Source organism: Arthrobacter sp. OV608 (assembly GCA_900110595.1).
Lineage (GTDB): Bacteria > Actinomycetota > Actinomycetes > Actinomycetales > Micrococcaceae > Arthrobacter.
In genome coordinates this window covers 141,584-161,543 of the sequence record FOEZ01000001.1, presented here as the reverse complement: position 1 = coordinate 161,543, position 19,960 = coordinate 141,584, and the positions used below count along the sequence as shown (strand labels likewise).

Here is a 19,960-nt window from a genome sequence, read left to right as displayed (position 1 = left end):
CCTGTCTGAAGGCTGGGCCCACGCCGTCAGGGTTCCCTGGCCGAGCTTGCGAGGTTAGGGGGACGGTGGGGAGGGCAGCCGCTGGATCTTCGACGGCCATATTGCCGGCATTGGCACCGGATCGGGCCTGCGGGCAGTGGTGGGAATCTGGGACTCCTCCCCGTTTGGTCCGTTCGCCGACGTCATGGTGCAGGAGCCCTCCGGGCACAGGCTGCTGCTCGCGCCCACGCAGGACGTGGCTGACTTCATCTCAAGCACCTACAGTTTTGACGAAGTCCGGGTGGTTGGTGTTTCAGCCCGGCTGGAGCACCTGGCTTTGACAGTTGACGCCGGCCCGCTGGCCATCAGCGCACGCTTCGGCGGGCGGACGCTCCTGGGCAGCACATTGCGGGCAGTCCCGCGCCCCCTCGCCGTCCATCCCCGGTGGCTGCGGGCTGTCAGCCCGGTAGCGGGTTTGCTCAGCGGGGGCTCCCGGACTGCCGGTACTGCGGGTAGCGGCAGGCGGGAGTTTTACGGGGTGAGCGACCTCCATGCCGTTGCGTCCGCCGTCGTCCACTGGAAGGGCGCCGACGCCGGCCCGCTGGCGCCCATTGCACCGGCCGTGACTTTTGGCTTCAGCAGCGTCCCGCCCCGTCCCAGCTTGGCCCAGGTCCGCACCACCATTGTGGAGACTTAAGTTCCGGTGGCTTCCTCGACGGGGATTTGGGATTCGAACATCCTGAAGTAGCGGCCCCGAAGGGAGACCAGTTCCTTGTGCGTGCCCTGCTCCACGATCCTGCCGTCCTCCAGCATGTACACGATGTCTGCTTTTTCGATGGTGGCCAGGCGGTGGCTGATGGCGATGATGGTGCTGCTCCGGTCCGCGAAAAGGCGGGTGAAAATGCGATGCTCGGCCAGGGCGTCGATGGCGGACGTCGGCTCGTCCATCACCATGAATGAGGCGTCCCGGTAGAAGTTCCGGGCCATCGCCAGGCGCTGCCACTGGCCGCCGGAAAGGCCGCTGCCCTTACGTCCGCGCGGGTCCTCCATCCAGTTGCTGACGTGGTTGTCCAGCCCGTTCGGCAGCTTGTTGATGAAGTCCAGTGCCTCGGCGTCCGCGGCGGACCTGCGGATGCGGACCTCGTCCCGGGGCGAGTCGACGTCGCCGAAGTAGATGTTTTCCGCTGCCGTGGCGAACTCGTATTTCAGGAACTCCTGGCTCAGCACGGCCAGGTGGCGGTGCCAGGAGGTGACGTCGACGGCGGCCAGGTCCACGCCGTCGAGCATTACCTGCCCGGAGTCGGGCCGGTAGAGGCCAGCGAGGATGCGGATCAGGGTGGACTTCCCGGCGCCGTTCTCCCCCACGATGGCGATGTGCTGGCCTTCCCGGATGGTCATGCTGATGCCGCGGATCACCTCGATGTCGCTGCCGGTGTAGGTGAACCGGATGTCCTTGAGCTCAACGGTTTTCGGCGCCTCCAGCAGGGGCGGGGCGTGCTCTGAGTGCACCGGCAATGCCATAAACAGCTCATAATCCTTCAGGTTTGCCAGGTCCTCGTCGATGGAGCTGAGGGAGGAGACCAGGTTGTTGGCCGTGGACAGCGCTCGGCTGACGATCTGCTGCACGTACAGGAACTGGCCCACCGGCTGTGCGCGGGTGATGATTTGCCCCACCACCCAGATCAACGAGACCACTTCTGCGCCGTACTGGAGGGCGTCGGCGGCAAGCTGCTTGGGGATGTAGCGGCGCTGGAAATCAAGACGGCGGCGCTCGTCGGCGTCGCGCAGGCGGGAACGGAGATCCATCAGGAAGCCCACGATGCCGTACAGCCGCATCTCGGCGATGTGCTGCGGCCGGAGCAGGTTCTGTTCGATCATCCGGCGCTGCCGCCGGGAGTCCACCTGCGTGTTCCAGTGCGCGATCTGCTCCCGGGACAGCTTGAACTGCAGGTAGACGCTGGGCACAATCGCCACCAGGACAATCACCGCGATCCACCAGCTGACCAGCAGCAGGGCTCCCACGGCGAGGACCACGGAAACGAGCTGGGTGAAGATGGCGGCAATCCGGTCCAGCACGCGGGCGTAGGAGTCGGAGAAGCGTTTGGCGCGGTCGTACAGGTCAACGGTTTCTTTGTCGTCGTAGCGCCAGAACTCGAGCGCGAGGAACCGCTCGTACATCTGGTCGCCCACGATGGCGCCCACCTTGAAGCTCATCAGCTGCTGGATGTAGCGGTCCACGCTGTTGAAGGCGCCCCAGAAGAGGCCGAGCGCGGCGGTGATGATGACGTAGACAATTGCCAGTTGGCCCGCCCCGGCGTCACCGGAGTAAGCGGCTGCCAGGGCCGTGGTGGTGAGCGCGGCGAAGTACGTGGTCACCAGGGGTAGCACGGCCGAGATCAGAGAGCCGAGCACCTTCATGATGACGGCGCCCGGGGAGGCGCGGAAACTGACCCGCAACACCTGGGCTACGGCCCGGGCGTAAGGGCGAAGGGCCAGGCGCCGCGAGGGTTCCCGCTTGGGGGTCAGTTCCGCCGGATGGCGTGATGGGGGCATGAGATCAGCCTAGTGGCGGCAGATCCCGGCGGTTGAGTGTGCCGAAATCGGGTTACGACAACCCCAACCACCGGGTCCCGGAAGGCGCCGGTTGGGCCCACGGCGCCAGGGTTCCCTGGCCGCAGCGAAGCAAGGTCAGGGACGCGCCGGTTGGGCCCACGGCGCCAGGGTTCCCTGGCCGCAGCGAAGCAAGGTCAGGGAGGCGCCGGGGATTAGCGGGAGCCGTAGTTCGGCGCCTCGACCGTCATCTGGATGTCATGCGGGTGCGATTCCTTCAGCCCGGCCGGGGTGATCCGGACGAACTTGCCGCGCGCCTTCAGCTCGGGGACGGTGGGTGCGCCGGTGTAGAACATGGTCTGGCGCAGGCCGCCCACCAGCTGGTAGGCCACGGAAGCCAGCGGCCCGCGGTACGCCACACGGCCTTCAATGCCTTCGGGAATGAGCTTGTCATCACCGGAAACGTCCGCCTGGAAGTAGCGGTCCTTGGAGTAGGACGTGTTCTTGCCCCGGGACTGCATTGCGCCGAGGGAGCCCATGCCGCGGTAGGACTTGAACTGCTTGCCGTTGACGAAGATCAGTTCGCCCGGTGATTCATCGCAGCCGGCCAGCAGGGAGCCGAGCATCACGGTGTCGGCGCCGGCCACCAGGGCCTTGCCGATGTCGCCCGAGTACTGCAGGCCGCCGTCGGCAATGAGGGGAACGCCGGCGGGGATGGCTGCCTTGGCGGATTCGTAGATGGCCGTGATCTGTGGAACGCCCACACCGGCCACCACGCGGGTAGTGCAGATGGAGCCCGGTCCCACGCCCACCTTGATGCCGTCGGCACCGGCGTCGATCAGGGCCTGGGCGCCTTCACGGGTGGCCGCCTGGCCGCCGATGACGTCCACATGCGCCGCCACGGGATCGGACTTCAGGCGGCGGATCATGTCCAGCACGCCCTGCGAGTGGCCGTTGGCCGTGTCCACGAACAGGGCGTCGACGCCGGCATCAACCAGTGCCATGGCGCGCTCCCAGCCGTCCCCGAAGAAGCCGATGGCAGCGCCTACGCGGAGGCGGCCTTCATCGTCCTTCGTGGCCAGCGGGTACTGCTCCGCCTTGGTGAAGTCCTTGGTGGTGATCAGGCCCTTCAGCCGGCCCTGCTCATCCACCAGGGGCAGCTTTTCGATCTTGTTGGTGGCCAGTTTGTGCGAGGCCTCTTCGCGGCTGATGCCCACATGCCCGGTGACCAGGGGCATCTTGGTCATCACGTCGCTGACGAGCCGCAGCGGGAAGTCGGACTCAGGCACAAAGCGGGTGTCGCGGTTGGTGACGATGCCCAAAAGGCGGTTGTCCTCGTCAACAACCGGCAGGCCGGACACGCGGTACTGGGCGCACAGGTCATCGAGTTCGCGCAGCGTCGCCTCGGGCCGGATGGTCAGCGGGTTGGTGATCATGCCCGACTCGCTGCGCTTGACGCGGTCCACCTGGTCCGCCTGGTCGGCGATGGACAGGTTGCGGTGCACCACGCCCAGGCCGCCCTGGCGAGCCATGGCGATAGCCATCCGCGATTCTGTCACCGTGTCCATGGCCGCGGACAGCAGCGGCGTCTGCACGGTGATCCGCTTGGAAATCCGGGAGGACGTGTCCGCTTCGGAGGGGATGACCTCCGTGTGGCCCGGAAGGAGCAGGACGTCGTCGTAGGTCAGGCCGATGAAGCCAAAGGGGTTGTGTTCGGGCTCGGTCATGAGTGCGCCTCTTACCTTGGTTGCGTGCGGGTAGGGGTTGCAGCCGATGACCAGCCCGTCATTACGGGACTGGCCTGTGCAGGAAGTTGTGCAGATCACCGCTGCGCGGCGGTCCGGAGGTCAGAAAGTGTTGAGTAAATATTAGAACCTTGGCGCCGATCCCCCTATTCCAAGCCGGCAATGTGAGCAACCGCACGCCCCGCCCGCTCCCTAACGTCCCAGCCGCGGGCTAACTCTTCAGCTCCAGCCTGTGGCGGCGAGGAGGCGCTGATCGAACATGGGGATCATGGTCTCCACATAAGTCCGGGTGAGGTGGTTGTCATCCTTATAGACATACACATTCCCCACCACGCCCGGGCAGATGCCGCGGGCGCAGATGAAGTCGCTCAGGTCCATCAGGTGGAGCCCCTCGACTTTGCCCCGGTAGGCCTCCAGCGGGGACGGGTCCGCCAAGGACTCCTCCACAGGGACGCTGCATTCGTGGGCGTCTGCGCCGTTGCGCTGCACGCACTCGGGCATGTTGAAAGTGAACCGCGGGTTGTCCCGGATCCCTACGATCTCGATGCCCGCGTCCGCGAACTGCCGGACGCCGTCCAGGTAGCCGGGCACCTCGGTCTCGAACGGCGCTTCTTCATGGGTCAGCGATGCCACGGTGAACACTGCGTCCGGCCGGTGTTCCAGGACGTAGGCGGCGCTGGCCTGGTTGTAGGCGTTGCACTCAGCGTTGCGGGTCTCCGATTCTGCACCGAAGCGGCATGCCGGCATCAGCAGCGTTACCAGTTCCCAGCCGCGTGCTGCCGCGATGGGCGCGAGGGCGCCCAGGTACTGCTGCGAGTGCGAATCCCCCAGGACCACGATGCGCTTGGTCACCTCCCCCTCCGGAACCGCCTGCCGGCAGCCTTCGAGGATGGGATCAAGGGTGGCGTTGGCACCGACGCACGGGTCCTGGATGCCGGCCCAGTCGTTGTCCAGAGCGGCGGGGCCCGGAATGATCCTGGCGTCAGGGGCGGGTACGGCGGCGTTCCCGGGGCTTAGCGCCGCGGCCCCGGGCGTGAGCTCCCGCGGCTGTGCCGCCGTCGCGCTTTCCTCAGCGGTGAGCGTGGTCTGCCAAACGGCCACGGGACCTGCCAGCAGGGCGCCGCAGGCAACAATCACGACGGCGGTGCGCCACGCGCGCAGTTTCGGCCAGTGCCAGTCCCGCAGCGGCTTCTCCACGAAGCGGGTGGTGAGGACGGCCAGGACCACGGAGGCCCCGACGATGGCGAGGCCCTGGACCAGGTTGGGTGCCTCCACGCCGGTGGCGGCGAGCGCAAGGACAAGGACCGGCCAGTGCCACAGGTACAGCGCGTAGGAATTATCCCCCAGTGCCACCAGCGGCTTGCTGCTGAGGAACCTGTCCACGCCGAAGCGGCTCCCGGTCTGCCCGGCCGTAATGATGGCGGCGCCGGCCAGCGTGGGCCACAGCGCGACGTATCCGGGGAAGGAACGGTCCACGGTCAGCAGCAGGCCGCACGAGACCATGGCAGCCAGCCCGGCCCAGCCCAGCACTACCCGCAGGCCCCGTGCGGGTTTGAGGTAGGGCAGCGCGAGGGCCAGCAGGGACCCGAGGGCGAACTCCCAGAGGCGGGCGCGGGTGTCGAAGTAGGCGTACGCCTGGTTGGTGGCGGTCTGCTCCACCGAGTAGGCGAGCGACCAGGCAAAGACGGCGCCGAAGACCACCGCAAGCAGCCCGCGGTAGGTTATGCCGGCACAGGCAGGAACCCGGCGCAGGAGCACCAGCAGCCCCGCAGTTCCCGCGAAGACCAGCGGCCAGAGGATGAACACCTGGCCCTGGATGGAGAGCGACCAGAAGTGCTGGAGGGGGCTGGCCCCGGCGTGGTCCTGGGCGTAGTAGTCAACGGCGGTGTCGGCGAGCAGCCAGTTCTGGCTGTACAGGAGGGAGGCCCAGGCCTGGTCCAGCACCTGCGGCCAGCGGCTCTGCGGCAGGATCAGCCAGGTTCCGGCAAGGACGCCCAGGATCACCACGACGGCGGCCGGCAACAGCCGCTTGAACAGGTGCAGCCAGTGCGCCACGAGGCCGAAAGGACGCCCGGCCTCGGCTTTCCGGACGAACGACAGTGTGAGCAGGAAGGCCGAGATCAGCAGGAAAATATCCACGCCGCCGGACACCCGGCCAAGCCACACATGGTAGGCAACTACCATCAGCACGGCGAGCGCCCGGAGCCCCTGGACCTCGGGCCGGAAGGTGGGTTTCCGGCTTCTGGTACTGGCTCCGGGCACCGGTTTGGCTGCAGCCTCTGTTCTCGCTACGGACACTAATAGACCTCACTGGCGCATAGGCAAAACATCGATTCTACCCAGGGAGGGTATTTTTCCGGCCAAGTACCGCGCGTCGCGGCCCGCTCCCGGCAGTGTTGCCGATGCCGCAGCGTACAAAAATTCCTGCCCCAGGAAGAACAAACCCGGCGTATCAAGCGCCACGCCGCGGTGCTGCCGCGGCAGCTCACCGTCCACGAGCAGGTCCGGATCGATCCAGCTGAAGTCGTCGCGGAAACCGGTGCACCAGATCACGTTTGCAACGTCCAGCCGGGTGCCGTCCGCCAGGACCGGCTTCCCGTCCTCCACACCCGTGACCCGTGGCACCAAGCGCACCCCTGCTGCGGCCAGGTCCTTGGTTTTAGTCCGGATCAGGGGCGCGGCGTGTGCCTTGAAGGCGGGCGCCACTTTGCGTCCCACCGGAGTGTTGAGGTTCAGGACGTGCAGGCCGAGGAAGCGCACCACCGGCAGCACATAGCGGGCGGCGGCCCGCCCGTGCTTCACCGGCAGTTCGCCGCCGGGCTTTCCGGCGACAGTGGTGGGATGCGTCCTGCTCACTTCGAAGGCGATCTCTGCGCCCGAGTTTCCCAGCCCCACCACCAGGACGGAGCCGTCCTGCAGCTGCCCCGGATTCCGGTAGGAGGCCGAATGGAGCTGGACCGTAGAAGGTGCCAGATCCGTGGCGAAGCCGGGAACCTTGGGGGTCTGGCTGACTCCGGTGGCGACGACGGCGTTGCGCGCCTCCCAGCGGCGTCCGTCGGCTGCTGCTGCGATGAAGTGCCCGCCTTCCCGCCACAAGCGTTCCACCCGGGTGCCGTGCAGCACGGGCAGGGCGTTCCGTTCGGCGTATCCTTCCAGGTATCCGGCCACCTCATCCTTGGTGGGGAAGGACAGCGGGTCTGCCGGGAACGGCTCGCCCGGCAGGCCGTCGTACTTGGCGGGGGTGAACACCCGGAGCGAGTCCCAGCGCTGGCGCCATGCGTCTCCCGTGCGCGGGTTTGCGTCCAGGATGAGGAAGTTCTGTTGCTGCTTCTTCAGGTGATGGCCCACCGTGAGGCCTGCCTGGCCGCCGCCGATGATGATCGTGTCCAGCATGCCGGTCACGTTGTTGTTGTTCATGGCTGTGCTCCTGCTTCTTTAACGGGGATGCCTGCTGTTGAACGTTCCTGGTGTCCTGCTGCCCGGGTGCTCCGGCCGTCGCTGTCCGCTTCCCGGTAGCGCAGCCACCACGCCAGCATCAGCGCGGAGGCGAGGACGTAGGCGAGGTGGAGGACCCAGATGGGCCCGGCCGGGAGGTTGAAAACGTAAACGCAGTGCACGGCGTTGGCTACATTGCTCAGGACCAGGTTCCCCAGGCTGTAGGAAGCGAGGTCCCGCGTGCGTGCGGCTTTCACCAGCATTGGCAGCATTCCCACGGCAAAGAGCACCGTCGAGAGGGTGCCTGCAAGGACTGGAAGGTTCATGCTTCGAGGCTATGATCGGGGCCTTCTTCCCGGCTTCGGGGAAATTATGCAAATGCGCGGCGGGCACTGGATGGGTAATTCTGTGCAGATCCCTTCAGCCGGCCAGCCCGTGTTCAAAGGCATACCTGGTGGCCGCGGCCCTCGAGGACAGGCCCAGCTTCAGGAAGATGTTGCTGATATGCCGTGCCACCGTCTTTTCGCTGAGGAAAAGGAGCGCCGCAATGGCCCGGTTGCCCTGGCCGGAGGCCACGAGCCGCAGCACCTCCGCTTCCCTGGGGGTCAGTGGCCCGGCAGTCCCGCCGTCGTTCGTTGGCATCAGCGAGGCCGCCCAGGCAGCCGCCGGCGCCGCTCCCAGCTCCAGGAACTCCGCATGCGCCGCTTCGAACTCCATCCGTGCTGACGCCTCATCGCCAAGATCCCGGCAGGCCCGTCCGATCAGGACCCGGCAGCGGGAAGCCTCGTACGGCACGCCAAGTTCAAGCCAGAGATGCCAGGCCTGGCGCAAGGATTGGGCCGCGCCGCCCGGATCACCTTCCTCCAGCCGGACCGCTCCTTCAGCCTGGCGCGCGACCGCCCGCACCATGGGCAGGGGGCACTCCTGCGCGAAGCGGCCCAGTTCCGCGGCACCCTTGCCCGCTGCGGGCAGGTCAGGCACTGCCAGCTCGATGTCCACCAGCGCGGGCAACAGATGCCGGCGCGTAGCGGCGTCAGCCAGGCCAGCGGCCCGCCGGATCATTGCCTGCGCCTGCTGCACCTCGCCGCGCGCCAGGGACACCAGGGCCAGTCCGGGTTGCGGCTCATAACCGCTGCGCGCCGCCTGCATGAAGGAAGTTTCCGCCAGATCCAGTTTCCCGGTCAGCCGCTCTACTTCGCCCTGCTGGTAATGGCCCCCGTACATCGCCTGGGGATCACCCCGGCCGGATCGATCCTGGGCCGCGGTGGCTGCTTCGAGCGCTTCCGCCCAGGCTCCGTGCAGCCGGAACAGTTCTGCCCTGTGGGCCTGGCATTGTCCGCTGAAGGCGACCATGTCGGGGCGGTCCCGGCACCAGCGGTCGAGGGCGGCCGTCCATTGCAAGGCCCGTTCCAGGTCGAAGGCAATGTGGCAGTTTCCGATCACGGCGCAGTAGGCAATCCCTGACGGCACTGCTGAGAGTTCCCCCGCCGTGACTGCCACCATCACTTCATCGAAGATCCGCAGGCCCTCCTCGGGCCGGCCCAGTTCCAGGGTGGCCTGGCCCGTACCGAGCAGCGCGAGAGCGGACAGGTCCCTGTCCTGGAACCGTTGGCCGATCTGCGCAGCCTGGGAAAACAGCTTGAGGGCTCCTGCGGGGTCGCCGCCGTACAGCATTCCCAGGCACTGCGGGATGAGCAGGAAGCCCTGCACCGCGTCCGGTTCGGCGAGTTCATCCACCAGCCTCCGGCCGCGTGCCAGCCAACCTCCGGCCCGTGCCCCCTCCCCCAGATGCGTTAAGTGCATCGCCATCCAGCCAGCACACCTGGCGGCGCCCACGATGTCGCCCATGACCAGGTACTCCTCGTGGGCCCGGGTGAGCGATTCCAGGCCGGTCACCGCGTTGCCGGTCAGGATCTCCGCCGTGGCCAGCCGTTCAAGGTCCGCTGCCGGCAGTCCACCCCGCTGGTCCGCATCGCGGAAGTTTTCGAACGCATCGGTCCACCGGTGGTCACGAAAGGCTGACCGGCCCTGGTCCAGGCCTGTCTCAGCTGTCACCTGGCCTCCTTTCGGATACCACCCTGCCGGCCCGCCATGCGGGTGCTTTCAGGACCTCTTTACAATGCACGGGCGGCCGTACTTAAGCGCCACCGTACGCCCGCGGCGCAGCTGAGACAACAGCCTGACCGGCTAGGAGCGGAGCAGTCCGCGGAGCGTTTGGATGGTGTCTGCCTCCGCCGCGGTTTTGTCGTCGCGGTAGCGCTTGACCCGGGCGAAGCGGAGCGCAATCCCGCCCGGATAGCGCGTGGACTGCTGCACGCCGTCGATCGCGATCTCGACGACAGTGACGGGCTCCACCCACACCGTCCCGGCGGTGCGGCGCACCTCAAGCTCCTGGAACCTTTCGGTCTGCCATTGCAGCAACGCGTCGGTGAGGCCTTTGAAGGTTTTGCCCACCATCACGTACCCGCCCGGCGGGCCGAACTCTCCATCGGGGTCAAGCGCGCCCAGGTGCAGGTTGGACAGCAGCCCGGTGCGCCGCCCCGACCCCCACTCGCAGGCGAGCACCACCAGGTCGTAGGTGAGCACCGGTTTCACCTTGATCCAGTTGGATCCACGCCGGCCGGCCGCGTAGGCCGATCCCACGGCCTTCACCATTACGCCCTCGTGGCCGGCGGCGAGCGCATCGCGGGACACTTGCCCGGCAACAGCGGCATCAGCCGTGATTTTTCCAGGGATTCTGTGCCCGGGCGCGATGCGTTCGAGCACCGCGAGCCGCGTGGCCAGCGGCTCGTCCAACAGGTCGCGGCCGTCAAGGTGCAGCACGTCGAAAAACCATGGGTGCAGCAGGGTGGTCCGCGCCGCCTCCGCCCCGAAACGCGACATCGTCTCCTGGAATGGCCGGGGCCCGCCGTCCTCATCCAGGGCGAGGGTCTCGCCATCGAGGATCACGTCGCGCACCGGCAGACCGCGCACCACCTCCACCACTTCGGGCAGGCGGTGGGTCACCTCGGCGAGCGTTCGGGTAAAGATGCGCACGTCGTCGCCAACCCGGTGCACCTGGATGCGGGCGCCGTCGAGCTTATATTCCACGGAGGCCTCGCCCGTGACCTCAAGCGCCGCGTCCACGCTGGCCGCTGTGGCGGCGAGCATGGGCTGCACGGGACGGCCGACGACGAGGCCCACCTCATCCAGCTCGGCCGCCGTGCCCGTCAGCGCCAGCAGGGCCGTACCGCCGAGATTGCCGGAGAGCATGGCCGCGCGGCGAACTGCCTCAACCGGCCGGTCGGCGGCACGCGCCACGGCATCAGTCAGTACCCCCTCCAGCGCGCCGGTCCGCAACTCGCCTAGCAGCACTCCGGCGATGAATGCCTGCTCGCGTTCGGTGGCTGCCGCGGTCAGTGTCCGGAGGGTGGCGGCGCGCTCCGCGGCTGATCCGGCACCGGCAGTGGCGAGCAGCCGGTCCAATGCGGCGTCGAGGTCGGCCACGGTGAGGCTGGGTGCAGCGGCGGGCTCCCCCATGGCCGCCGACATGCCGCGCCAGCCGATCCCTACCCTGCCTTGCCGCGGCCTGGCACTGAGCAGGCCAACCGCCGTCGTGATCTCCGCGGCGTCCAGCCGGCGCAGCAGGTCCGCCAGCGCGTCCACCTTCGCGAGCCTGGAGCGGGTGGACGCGACGGCGTCCGTGGTCTTCACGAGCTCATCGAGCAGCATGGCATCAGTCTTCCACGCGGACTCTGGACAGCGCCCGGAGGCTGCTCCACACTGGACGCGTGGGAATCATCGTTGCAAACCTGTTCCTTACCCTTGACGGCGTGTACCAGGCGCCCGGCGGCCGCGAAGAGGACACCGAGGGCAATTTCGCCTTCGGTGGCTGGCAGGCGCCGGTGTCCGATGACGAGGCCGGGGCCGCCATCGGCGAGGAGATCGCCAAGATTGACGCCCTGCTTCTGGGCCGGAAGACCTATGACATCTTTGCCGCCTACTGGCCCCACCAGTCTGACGAGATCGGGGGCACGCTCAACCGGGTGCCCAAGTTCGTTGTGTCCAAGGGCCTTACATCGCCAGGCTGGGAGGGCACTACGGTGCTGCCGGATGCCACCGCCGCGGGAAGGCTCCGCGGCGAGTACGGCGAGGTGCACATGTTCGGCAGCGGCGTCCTCATCCGCTCGCTGCTCGCGGCCAACGTGCTGGACCGCCTCCACATCTGGCTCTACCCGGTCACCTTGGGGCAGGGCAAGCGCCTCTTCGACGCCGGAACCATCCCCGCTTCCTTCCGCCTCGCCGAGCCGGCACGAAGCTTCCCGAAAGGGGCGGTGTCCCTGGTCTACGAGCGCGCAGGCGACGTCGAAACCCGTGAGATGGGCTGACAACCTTGGCCAGGGTCATCGCGGCCATCACCACCTCGGTTGACGGTTTTATTACCGGCCCCGACGACGGGCCAGCCTACGGCCTGGGCAAGGGCGGCGAACGGCTGCACCACTGGGTGATGGGCGGCCCCTGGACCTACGACGGCGGACACGACTTCGCGATGCAGGGCCCCGACAAGGACTTCTACGACGAACTTGTTGCCGGCCTGGGCGCCGGCATTGTGGGCCGCGGGATGTACGACGCTGCCGGAGCGTGGGGAGGAACCAACCCGTTCCCCGGCCCACTGATGGTGCTTACCCACCGTGTGCAGGACCAGCCTGCGACAGAGTCCGGGTTCACGTTTGTGTCCGGGCTTGAGGAAGCCCTGGCGCGGGCTGTTGCGGAGGCCGGAGGCAAGGACGTGTCGATCGGCGGCGGTGCGGACGTGATCCGGCAGGCACTGGCCGCCGGGCGGGTGGACGAGCTCGTGCTGTCCACGGCACCGGTGATCCTGGGAGCGGGCAAGCGCCTGTTCGACAGCTTCGATCAGGACATCGACCTGGAAATCATCAAAACCGTCAGCTCCACATTTGCCACCCATGTGCGCTACGCCGTGAAAAAGTAAACTCCCCCGGGGTTTCCCGGGTACAAAAAACCGGCCCAGCTGATGCTGGACCGGTTTTTTGCGACGGTGGGGCTTAGTGGCTGTGGCTGTGGCCTGCGTGCTCGTCTTCGTCGGCAGGCTTCTCTACAACAAGGGTCTCGGTGGTGAGAACCAGGGCAGCGATGGAGGCTGCGTTGCGGAGGGCTGCGCGGGTGACCTTGACGGGGTCGATCACACCGGCGGCGATCAGGTCCTCGTACTCGCCCGACTTGGCGTTGAAGCCGTTGTTGGTTTCGAGTTCGGCAACCTTGGCCGTGATGACGTAGCCGTCGAAGCCGGCGTTCTGGGCGATCCAGCGCAGCGGCTGGACCAGGGCGCGGCGGACGATGCCCACAGCAGCTGCTGCATCGCCGTCGAGGGCCTTGACAGCGGGGTCCTCATCCAGTGCCTTGAGGGCGTGGATCAGGGCCGAACCGCCGCCGGCCACGATGCCTTCTTCGAGGGCAGCGCGGGTGGAGGACACGGCGTCCTCGATGCGGTGCTTCTTTTCCTTCAGCTCAACCTCGGTGGCTGCGCCGACCTTGATCACGCCGATGCCGCCGGCCAGCTTGGCCAGGCGCTCCTGGAGCTTCTCCTTGTCCCAGTCGGAGTCGGTGCGGGTCAGCTCGGCACGCAGCTGTGCCACGCGGGCTGCCACGTCCTCGGCCGTTCCGGCGCCGTCAACGATGGTCGTGTTGTCCTTGGTGACCGTGATGCGGCGGGCGGTACCCAGCACCTCAAGGCCAACGGTGTCCAGGCTCAGGCCCAGCTCCGGGGACACAACCTGCGCACCGGTGAGGGTGGCAATGTCCTGCAGCATGGCCTTGCGGCGGTCACCGAAGCCAGGAGCCTTGACGGCAACCACGTTCAGGGTGCCGCGGATGCGGTTGACGATCAGCGTGGACAGGGCCTCGCCGTCGACGTCTTCAGCAATGATGAACAGCGGCTTGCCGGCCTGAAGTGCCTTCTCCAGCAGCGGCAGGAAGTCCTGCAGCGAGGAGATCTTGCCCTGGTTGATCAGGATGAGGGCGTCTTCGAGGACTGCCTCCTGGCGGTCCGCATCCGTGATGAAGTACGGGGACAGGTAGCCCTTGTCGAACTGCATGCCCTCGGTGAGGACCAGCTCGGTCTGCGTGGTGGAGGACTCCTCGATGGTGATCACACCATCCTTGCCAACCTTGCCGAAAGCCTCGGCCAGGAGCTCGCCAACCTCATCGCTCTGGGCGGAGATGGCTGCAACGCTGGCCACCTGGGTGCCTTCTACGGGGCGGGCGTTCTCCAGCAGGCGGGCGGCGACGGCTTCAACGGAAACCTCGATGCCGCGCTTGATCTGGCCGGGGGCAGCACCTGCTGCAACGTTGCGCAGGCCTTCCTTGACCAGTGCCTGGGCCAGGACCGTTGCGGTGGTGGTGCCGTCGCCGGCAACATCGTTGGTCTTGGTGGCAACTTCCTTGGCCAGCTGGGCGCCAAGGTTCTCGTACGGGTCGTCCAGCTCAACTTCGCGGGCGATGGTGACGCCGTCGTTCGTGATGGTGGGCGCGCCCCACTTCTTGTCCAGGACAACGTTGCGGCCGCGGGGGCCGAGCGTCACCTTGACGGTGTTGGCGAGCTTGTCGATGCCGGCTTCAAGAGACCGGCGTGCAGCGTCGTTAAACGCAAGCTGCTTTGCCATGATTCAGTCCTTTCAAGACAGAACCCCGTGCAGCTGACCAGCAGTAGGCATGACCAGCGGCACGGGGATCCGAAAGAGTTACTTTACGACGATCGCCAGGACGTCGCGGGCGGACAGCACGAGGTACTCGGTGCCGCTGTGCTTGACTTCGGTTCCGCCGTACTTGGAGTAGATAACAACGTCGCCCTCGGCAACGTCCAGCGGGACGCGGTTGCCGTTGTCGTCAAAGCGGCCGGGGCCTACTGCAACAACTTCGCCTTCCTGGGGCTTCTCCTGCGCGGAGTCCGGGATAACCAGGCCGGAAGCCGTGGTCTGCTCGGCTTCGAGCGGGCGGACAACAATACGATCCTCAAGAGGCTTAATAGAGACCGACACTCGGACCTCTCCTTTTCGTCAGCAAATTCGTGGACTGGAAAGCTTCCCGCCCTGGCTGGCAAACCGTCGTCGCGGTGCCGGCAGCAGCCTGGCTGGCAGCTCTTCATGTATTAGCACCCTCCTAGGGAGAGTGCTAATGAAGACTCTATGTAAGGGTTAGCACTCGGTCAAGGCGAGTGCCAGAGTTTCGTCATCTGCGAACCCTCCATGTGTACATTTGACCGGTGCGAGCCGCTGCCTACCTGATCCTTGCCACCCTCTTCTGGGCCGGAAACTTCGTCGTGGGCCATGCCGCCATGGAGACCATGCAGCCACTGCAGCTCACTTACTGGCGCTGGACCCTCGCAGCGGCGCCGCTGCTGGTCCTCGCGCAGCTGGTGGAGCGCCCGGACTGGCGGGGCGTCCTGCGCCGCTGGCCCATCCTGCTGCTCCTGAGTTCCCTGGGCATGAGCGCCTACACCCTGCTGCTGTACAGCGCGCTCGGCCACACCTCCGCCCTGAATGCCTCGCTGGTGACGGCGGCCAACCCTGCGCTGATCGTGGTGCTGGCCGTGATCCTGCTCCGGGACAGGCCGCGTCCGCTGGGCTGGGCGGGTATCGGCCTGGGCCTGGCAGGTGTCCTGCTGGTCCTCACCGGCGGCGACATCAACCGGTTGCTGACGTTCTCCATCAACAAAGGGGAAATGCTGATCCTCGCGGCCATCACGGTATGGGGCCTGTACACCATCATTGCCCGGAGGGTGGATATCCCGGCGATCACGTCCACGGCGCTCCAGGTGGCGATGGCCGCCGTCGTCCTCAGCCCGCTGGCCCTCATCACGGGGGCCGGGCTGCCACAGACACCCTCCGAGGGCTGGTCCCTTGCCTTTATTGCCCTGTTTCCGTCACTGGGTTCCTACCTGCTCTGGAACCTTGCCCTGAAACGCACCACGGCCGCGAACGCGGGCAACTACCTGAACCTCATTGCGGTCTTCACCGCCCTGATCACCGTCGCCCTGGGCCAGCCGATCACACTGCCGCAGATCCTGGGCGGCGTTTTGGTGATCTCCGGAGTCCTGCTGACCAGCGCCGGCGGGCCTCAGCGGCCGAGGTCCTCGAAATCGACGTCTTCGCCGCCTTCGCCGTCCCCCGCTCCGGAGTTCCGTTCGCGGTAAAGAAGGGCCCCCGCCCCTGCAGTCACCAGCAGCGCGGCAACCAGCACGGCGATGCTTCCGGCGCGAGCGCCGTCGTACAACCCGCGGATGTCCCGGGCTTCCTGCGTGTCACCGGCGATGTCGTTGCCGCCCACTGAATAGACGGTTGCATTGAACGTGTCCAGGGAGAAGATCACCACCCGGAGCCCGATGCACACCACAGCCACGAGGGCGCCGGCAATCAGAGCTGTCCGGGCATATCTGGCGGGCCCCTTGTCCTTGGCTGGTTCGTCGGACTGCGGGGGGCCTGCGCTCTCTTCCATGGTTTCAACACTATCCCGCATCCCGCCCGGGCCTGCTCCACTAGGCTGGAACGCATGCCTCACGCTCCCCAGGACCAGATCGCGCCACTGCTCACTCCCGAAGGCTGGGACCTGCTGGCGTCCCTGGGCCCCTACAAGGAGGAGACTTCCTTTGAGTTGAACTCGGCGCTGCGCAAGGCCGGGCACTCCCCCGAACTGGTTTCCGCCGTCCTGACCCAGTCCCGGCTCCGCACCAGGGCCGAGGCGAAGTTCGGCGGGTTCGCCCGCCAGATGCTGTTCACCCAGGCCGGCCTGGAGCAGGCCACCCGGTTTAACGTCGCCGCCCGCCACGCCCAGAGGTTCGCCGGGGCCAACATCAGTCACGTGGCCGACCTGGGGTGCGGCCTCGCCGCAGACTCCATGGCACTGGCATCCATGGACATCAACGTCACCGCGGTGGAGATGGATGAGACGACGGCGGCCTGCGCCACAGTGAACCTCATCCCCTTCCCCAATGCCACGGTGGTCCACGCCGATGCCACAGCTGTTCCCTTGGACGGGATCGACGGCGTCTGGCTGGATCCTGCCCGCCGGGTCACCTCGACGTCCGGCACCAAACGCATCTGGGACCCGGAGGCCTTTTCGCCGCCGCTGTCCTTTGTGGAGTCCCTCGCAGCAGCCGGCAAGGCAGTCGGTGTCAAGATGGGCCCGGGCATGCCGCACGACTCCGTACCGGCCGGCTGTGAAGCCCAGTGGGTTTCCGTGGCCGGGGACGTGACCGAGGTGGCGCTGTGGTTCAACGCCGTCCGGCGGCCCGGAATCCGCAGGGCTGCCCTGGTCCTGGGTGCGGCCGGCGCGGCCGAGCTGACCAGCCCCGAGGACTTCGGCGCCGGCCCCGCCGCTCCCGTTGGTCCGGTGGAGGGCTACCTCTATGAGCCCGACGGTGCGGTGATCCGCGCAGGGCTGGTGGCCGACGTCGCGCTTCACCTGGGCGGGCACCTGGTGGACGAGCACATCGCCTACATTTGTGCACCCCAGTTGGTGGACACTCCCTTCGCGCGGGCCTACAAGATCCTTGACGTGATGCCCTACAACGTCAAGGCGCTCAAGGCGTGGGTGAAGGCGGAGGGCATCGGCGTGCTGGACATCAAAAAGCGCGGCACCGCCGTGACGCCCGAGGAACTGCGCAAGCAGTTGCTCCCCGGCGGGAAGGCCGCTGCGAAGAAGGCCGGCAACAAAACGGCCACCCTGGTCCTGACCCGCATCGGGGAGGACCGGGTGGCCATCGTGGTGGAGCCGGTCTAGCTTTTCTGCCCGGCGCTGCCTACTGGGCGCGCATGAACTCCTCGGCAGCACGGACCTGTTCCGGGGTGGGCCGCACCCCGGTGTAGAGGACAAACTGCTCCAGCGCCTGGATGGTGGCCACTTCGGCGCCGGTGATGACCGGCTTTCCGGCAGCGCGGGCTGCCTTGATCAGCGGGGTTTCGGCGGGCAGGGCCACCACGTCGAAGACCACGCGTGCGGCGTCGATGGTTTCCTGCGGGAACGCCAGGGTGTCCACGTCGGGTCCGCCGGCCATCCCCAGTGGTGTCACGTTGATGATCAGGTCTGCTGGTCCGCCGTCGAGCTCCGGACGCCACTGGAACCCGTACTGGTCGGCGAGTGCGTGGCCCGTGGTTTCGTTCCGGGCGAGGACGGTGACATCGGTGAACCCGGCGTCCCGGAGCGCGGCCACCGTTGCTTTGGCCATGCCGCCGGCGCCCTGGACCAGGACGGAATAGCTCGCGGGGACCTCGTTGGACGCGAGGAGCTGTTCGATCGCGGTGTAGTCGGTGTTGTAAGCCTTGAGATGCCCGTCCGTGTTCACGATGGTGTTGACGGAGTCGATGGCCTGGGCAGAGGGGTCCATCTCGTCAACGAGGGCGATCACGTCCTCTTTGTACGGCATGGAGACGGCGCAGCCGCGGATGCCCAACCCGCGAACCCCGGCAATGGCCTGTTCCAGATTGGTGGGCGCGAACGCCTTGTAGATCCAATTCAGGTCCAACTGCTCGTAGAGGTGGTTGTGGAACCGGGTCCCGTTGTTGCTGGGCCGGGCCGAGAGCGAGATGCAGAGGGTCATGTCTTTATTCAGAATGGGCACCAGACCATTAAACGCGTTCTCACGGGCAGCCGGTGCCTGCCGGGTAGTTTCCGACCGCGGCGGGCAGCTTCCCGGGGGCTGTCGCCTTTCCGGCCAGGACGGCAGCAAGCGCGTCGAACGCCCCCTGGCTGCGGCCATACACGGCCATCTTCACGGGCGCGGTGGCATCCTGCAGGGGCCACGGGGCATCAAGGGCGACGGCGATGTCCCCTCCGGCGGGGCGGCCGCCGTATCCGATGAGGCTGACAACAGGCCCGGAACCGACGGTGATCCCGGCGCGGGCGGCAGCAGCCGCGAACCGTTCCCTGTCCGCAGCGCTGCCGCCAGCCACCTGGACTCCGCCGGACGTGAGGGGGCCGGAACACTGGCCCGTGAGAACCGTCACCGCGGCAGCCGAAACCTTGGCAGACAGGGCGCCACCGGTGCCGGCAGGGGTTCCTACCGGCGCGGCTGCTGTCCTGGCGTGCCAGGTCATCATGGTGGCCACCCGTAGGGCGGCTTCGTCGAGCCGGGCGGCAGGCAGGGCACCGGACGCTGCGGCCTGAACAATGGCGGCGTGGGCCTGCTGGACATCCGCAGGCATCAGCAGCAGGTCGGCGCCCGCGGCCAGCGCCTTCACGGCGGCGGAGCCTGCCGGATACTGCTTGCTCACCGCCCCCATGTTCAGGGCGTCAGTCACGGCCACACCCTTGAAGCCGAGCCCCCGCAGCGCGGCATAGGTAGGGGCGGAGAGCGACGCCGGCACGCCGGGTTCCAGGGCAGGCACGGCGATGTGCCCCGTCATGATCATGGGCGCACCCGCGGCGATGGCAGCCTGGAAGGGCTTCCAGTCGCGCGCCTGTAGTTCCGCCACTGAGGCCGGCTGCGAGGGAAGATTCAGGTGGGAATCAGCCGTGACGGAGCCATGTCCGGGAAAATGCTTGACGACCGGGAGGACGCCCGCGGCGAGCATGCCCTGGGAGAACGCCGCACCCAGACTGCCCACGGCGTCCGGGTCGCCGGACATGGAACGGGCACCGATGGTGGGATCCTTCGGCCCGACGGTCACGTCGGTATCCGGGGCGAAATCCGTGTTGAAACCCAGCGGCACCAGTTCGCCGGCCAGGCCCTGCCCGGCTTCTTGCGCCAGCGGGCCGCTGCCGGCGGCGCCGTAGCTCATGGGTACCGGCCACTCCGTCAGCGGCGCCCCCAGCCGGGCCACCATCCCGCCCTCCTGGTCCACACCGATGATCCCCGGCCATGGCCTGCCGTCAGCCCTGAAGGCCTGCGCGAGCCGCTGGTTCATGGCGGCAATGGCGGCAACGTCCACCCTTCCCTGAGGATCCAGCGGGACGTTGTCACCCATGATGATGGAACCAGCCAGGTGCAGGCGTTCGACGACGGCGGCATGGGCGGCTGCGTCCGTGCCGGCAAAGAAGGGCAGGAGGACCTGGCCCGCCTTCTGTTCGGCCGACATCGCGGCAACCGCCGCGGCAGCGGCGTCCTGGTCCTGTTGCTGGGGTCCCCATCCCAGTGGCCGCAGGGCAGGGTCGGCCGTCGCGGAAGGTGACGGGGAAGCAGTGCCAGGTGCCGGCGTCGTACGCGGTGTTACTGAAGGCGCGGCAGGCGTGGAGGGTGCCTGTGAAGGGGCAGCCGG

17 protein-coding genes are annotated in these 19,960 nt (G+C 67.2%); 5 read left to right on the top strand and 12 right to left on the bottom strand.

Translation table 11 applies throughout. From position 1 onward, the window contains the following. Positions 1–136: 136 nt before the first annotated feature. Positions 137–676 carry a hypothetical protein gene (locus BMX78_RS00820; protein ID WP_286138735.1) on the top strand — a complete coding sequence of 180 codons (540 nt, stop codon included), beginning with the start codon at positions 137–139 and terminating at the stop codon, positions 674–676. On the opposite strand, the gene BMX78_RS00815 is transcribed toward BMX78_RS00820, so the two are convergent. From BMX78_RS00815 to BMX78_RS00785, 7 genes are all read right to left on the bottom strand, one after another. Then, the gene (locus BMX78_RS00815) at positions 673–2,532 is read right to left on the bottom strand and encodes an ABC transporter ATP-binding protein (protein WP_091415221.1); all 1,860 of its coding nucleotides are present in this window, start codon (positions 2,530–2,532) and stop codon (positions 673–675) included. The two genes, BMX78_RS00820 and BMX78_RS00815, sit on opposite strands and share 4 nt — an antisense overlap. Before the next feature lie 212 nt (positions 2,533–2,744). Further along, complete coding sequence (gene guaB, locus BMX78_RS00810; RefSeq protein WP_050054391.1) at positions 2,745–4,256, bottom strand: IMP dehydrogenase; 1,512 nt, start codon at positions 4,254–4,256, stop codon at positions 2,745–2,747. 237 nt (positions 4,257–4,493) lie between these two features. Then, the gene (locus BMX78_RS00805; protein ID WP_211482540.1) at positions 4,494–6,572 is read right to left on the bottom strand and encodes an acyltransferase family protein; all 2,079 of its coding nucleotides are present in this window, start codon (positions 6,570–6,572) and stop codon (positions 4,494–4,496) included. Positions 6,573–6,581: 9 nt separating this feature from the next. Then, entirely contained in the window at positions 6,582–7,691 is a 1,110-nt protein-coding gene (locus BMX78_RS00800; RefSeq protein ID WP_091415214.1) for a flavin-containing monooxygenase, read from the bottom strand. Further along, on the bottom strand, positions 7,688–8,035 hold the full coding sequence (locus tag BMX78_RS00795) for a hypothetical protein (protein WP_091415211.1): 348 nt from the start codon (positions 8,033–8,035) through the stop codon (positions 7,688–7,690). Before BMX78_RS00795 ends, BMX78_RS00800 begins: the two co-directional genes overlap by 4 nt. A 94-nt stretch (positions 8,036–8,129) precedes the next feature. Next, positions 8,130–9,764: a helix-turn-helix transcriptional regulator gene (locus tag BMX78_RS00790; RefSeq protein WP_091415209.1), complete on the bottom strand. Its 1,635-nt coding sequence runs from the start codon at positions 9,762–9,764 to the stop codon at positions 8,130–8,132. A 132-nt stretch (positions 9,765–9,896) separates the two neighbouring features. Continuing rightward, positions 9,897–11,420 carry an ATP-dependent DNA ligase gene (locus BMX78_RS00785; protein ID WP_091415206.1) on the bottom strand — a complete coding sequence of 508 codons (1,524 nt, stop codon included), beginning with the start codon at positions 11,418–11,420 and terminating at the stop codon, positions 9,897–9,899. A 59-nt stretch (positions 11,421–11,479) separates the two neighbouring features. Here BMX78_RS00785 and BMX78_RS00780 point away from each other — a divergent pair, with 59 nt between their 5' ends. Together BMX78_RS00780 and BMX78_RS00775 are read left to right on the top strand one after the other, a co-directional pair. Continuing rightward, on the top strand, positions 11,480–12,076 hold the full coding sequence (locus BMX78_RS00780; RefSeq protein ID WP_091415203.1) for a dihydrofolate reductase family protein: 597 nt from the start codon (positions 11,480–11,482) through the stop codon (positions 12,074–12,076). A gap of 5 nt (positions 12,077–12,081) precedes the next feature. Continuing rightward, complete coding sequence (locus BMX78_RS00775; RefSeq protein WP_091415200.1) at positions 12,082–12,681, top strand: dihydrofolate reductase family protein; 600 nt, start codon at positions 12,082–12,084, stop codon at positions 12,679–12,681. Between the two features lie 73 nt (positions 12,682–12,754). Here the strand turns inward: BMX78_RS00775 and groL are convergent, their stop codons facing one another. Both groL and groES read right to left on the bottom strand, forming a co-directional pair. Continuing rightward, positions 12,755–14,371 carry a chaperonin GroEL gene (gene groL, locus BMX78_RS00770; RefSeq protein WP_091415198.1) on the bottom strand — a complete coding sequence of 539 codons (1,617 nt, stop codon included), beginning with the start codon at positions 14,369–14,371 and terminating at the stop codon, positions 12,755–12,757. A 78-nt stretch (positions 14,372–14,449) separates the two neighbouring features. Further along, on the bottom strand, positions 14,450–14,746 hold the full coding sequence (gene groES / locus BMX78_RS00765) for a co-chaperone GroES (protein WP_050054380.1): 297 nt from the start codon (positions 14,744–14,746) through the stop codon (positions 14,450–14,452). 224 nt (positions 14,747–14,970) lie between these two features. Between groES and BMX78_RS00760 the strand changes: the two genes are divergently transcribed. Beyond that, positions 14,971–15,900: a DMT family transporter gene (locus tag BMX78_RS00760; RefSeq protein ID WP_091415195.1), complete on the top strand. Its 930-nt coding sequence runs from the start codon at positions 14,971–14,973 to the stop codon at positions 15,898–15,900. Here BMX78_RS00760 and BMX78_RS00755 read toward each other — a convergent pair. After that, complete coding sequence (locus tag BMX78_RS00755; RefSeq protein WP_091415993.1) at positions 15,825–16,202, bottom strand: hypothetical protein; 378 nt, start codon at positions 16,200–16,202, stop codon at positions 15,825–15,827. The two genes, BMX78_RS00760 and BMX78_RS00755, sit on opposite strands and share 76 nt — an antisense overlap. 54 nt (positions 16,203–16,256) lie before the next feature. Between BMX78_RS00755 and BMX78_RS00750 the strand changes: the two genes are divergently transcribed. Then, positions 16,257–17,486, top strand: a complete 1,230-nt coding sequence (locus BMX78_RS00750) for a class I SAM-dependent methyltransferase (RefSeq protein ID WP_091415193.1) — start codon at positions 16,257–16,259, stop codon at positions 17,484–17,486. A 19-nt stretch (positions 17,487–17,505) separates the two neighbouring features. Here BMX78_RS00750 and BMX78_RS00745 read toward each other — a convergent pair whose 3' ends face one another. Both BMX78_RS00745 and BMX78_RS00740 read right to left on the bottom strand, forming a co-directional pair. After that, the gene (locus tag BMX78_RS00745) at positions 17,506–18,324 is read right to left on the bottom strand and encodes a shikimate 5-dehydrogenase (protein ID WP_286138734.1); all 819 of its coding nucleotides are present in this window, start codon (positions 18,322–18,324) and stop codon (positions 17,506–17,508) included. A 19-nt stretch (positions 18,325–18,343) separates the two neighbouring features. Beyond that, entirely contained in the window at positions 18,344–19,780 is a 1,437-nt protein-coding gene (locus BMX78_RS00740; protein WP_091415189.1) for a glycoside hydrolase family 3 N-terminal domain-containing protein, read from the bottom strand. Positions 19,781–19,960: the final 180 nt, after the last annotated feature.

Excerpts from the sequence above, each read along its gene's own strand:
- BMX78_RS00785 (WP_091415206.1), bottom strand. The coding sequence starts at position 11,420 with ATGCTGCTCGATGAGCTCGTGAAGACCACGGACGCCGTCGCGTCCACC.
- BMX78_RS00795 (WP_091415211.1), bottom strand. The coding sequence starts at position 8,035 with ATGAACCTTCCAGTCCTTGCAGGCACCCTCTCGACGGTGCTCTTTGCC.
- BMX78_RS00755 (WP_091415993.1), bottom strand. The coding sequence starts at position 16,202 with ATGGAAGAGAGCGCAGGCCCCCCGCAGTCCGACGAACCAGCCAAGGAC.
- BMX78_RS00800 (WP_091415214.1), bottom strand. The coding sequence starts at position 7,691 with ATGAACAACAACAACGTGACCGGCATGCTGGACACGATCATCATCGGC.
- guaB (WP_050054391.1), bottom strand. The coding sequence starts at position 4,256 with ATGACCGAGCCCGAACACAACCCCTTTGGCTTCATCGGCCTGACCTAC.
- BMX78_RS00740 (WP_091415189.1), bottom strand. The coding sequence starts at position 19,780 with ATGTCGGCCGAACAGAAGGCGGGCCAGGTCCTCCTGCCCTTCTTTGCC.
- BMX78_RS00750 (WP_091415193.1), top strand. The coding sequence starts at position 16,257 with ATGCCTCACGCTCCCCAGGACCAGATCGCGCCACTGCTCACTCCCGAA.
- groL (WP_091415198.1), bottom strand. The coding sequence starts at position 14,371 with ATGGCAAAGCAGCTTGCGTTTAACGACGCTGCACGCCGGTCTCTTGAA.
- BMX78_RS00815 (WP_091415221.1), bottom strand. The coding sequence starts at position 2,532 with ATGCCCCCATCACGCCATCCGGCGGAACTGACCCCCAAGCGGGAACCC.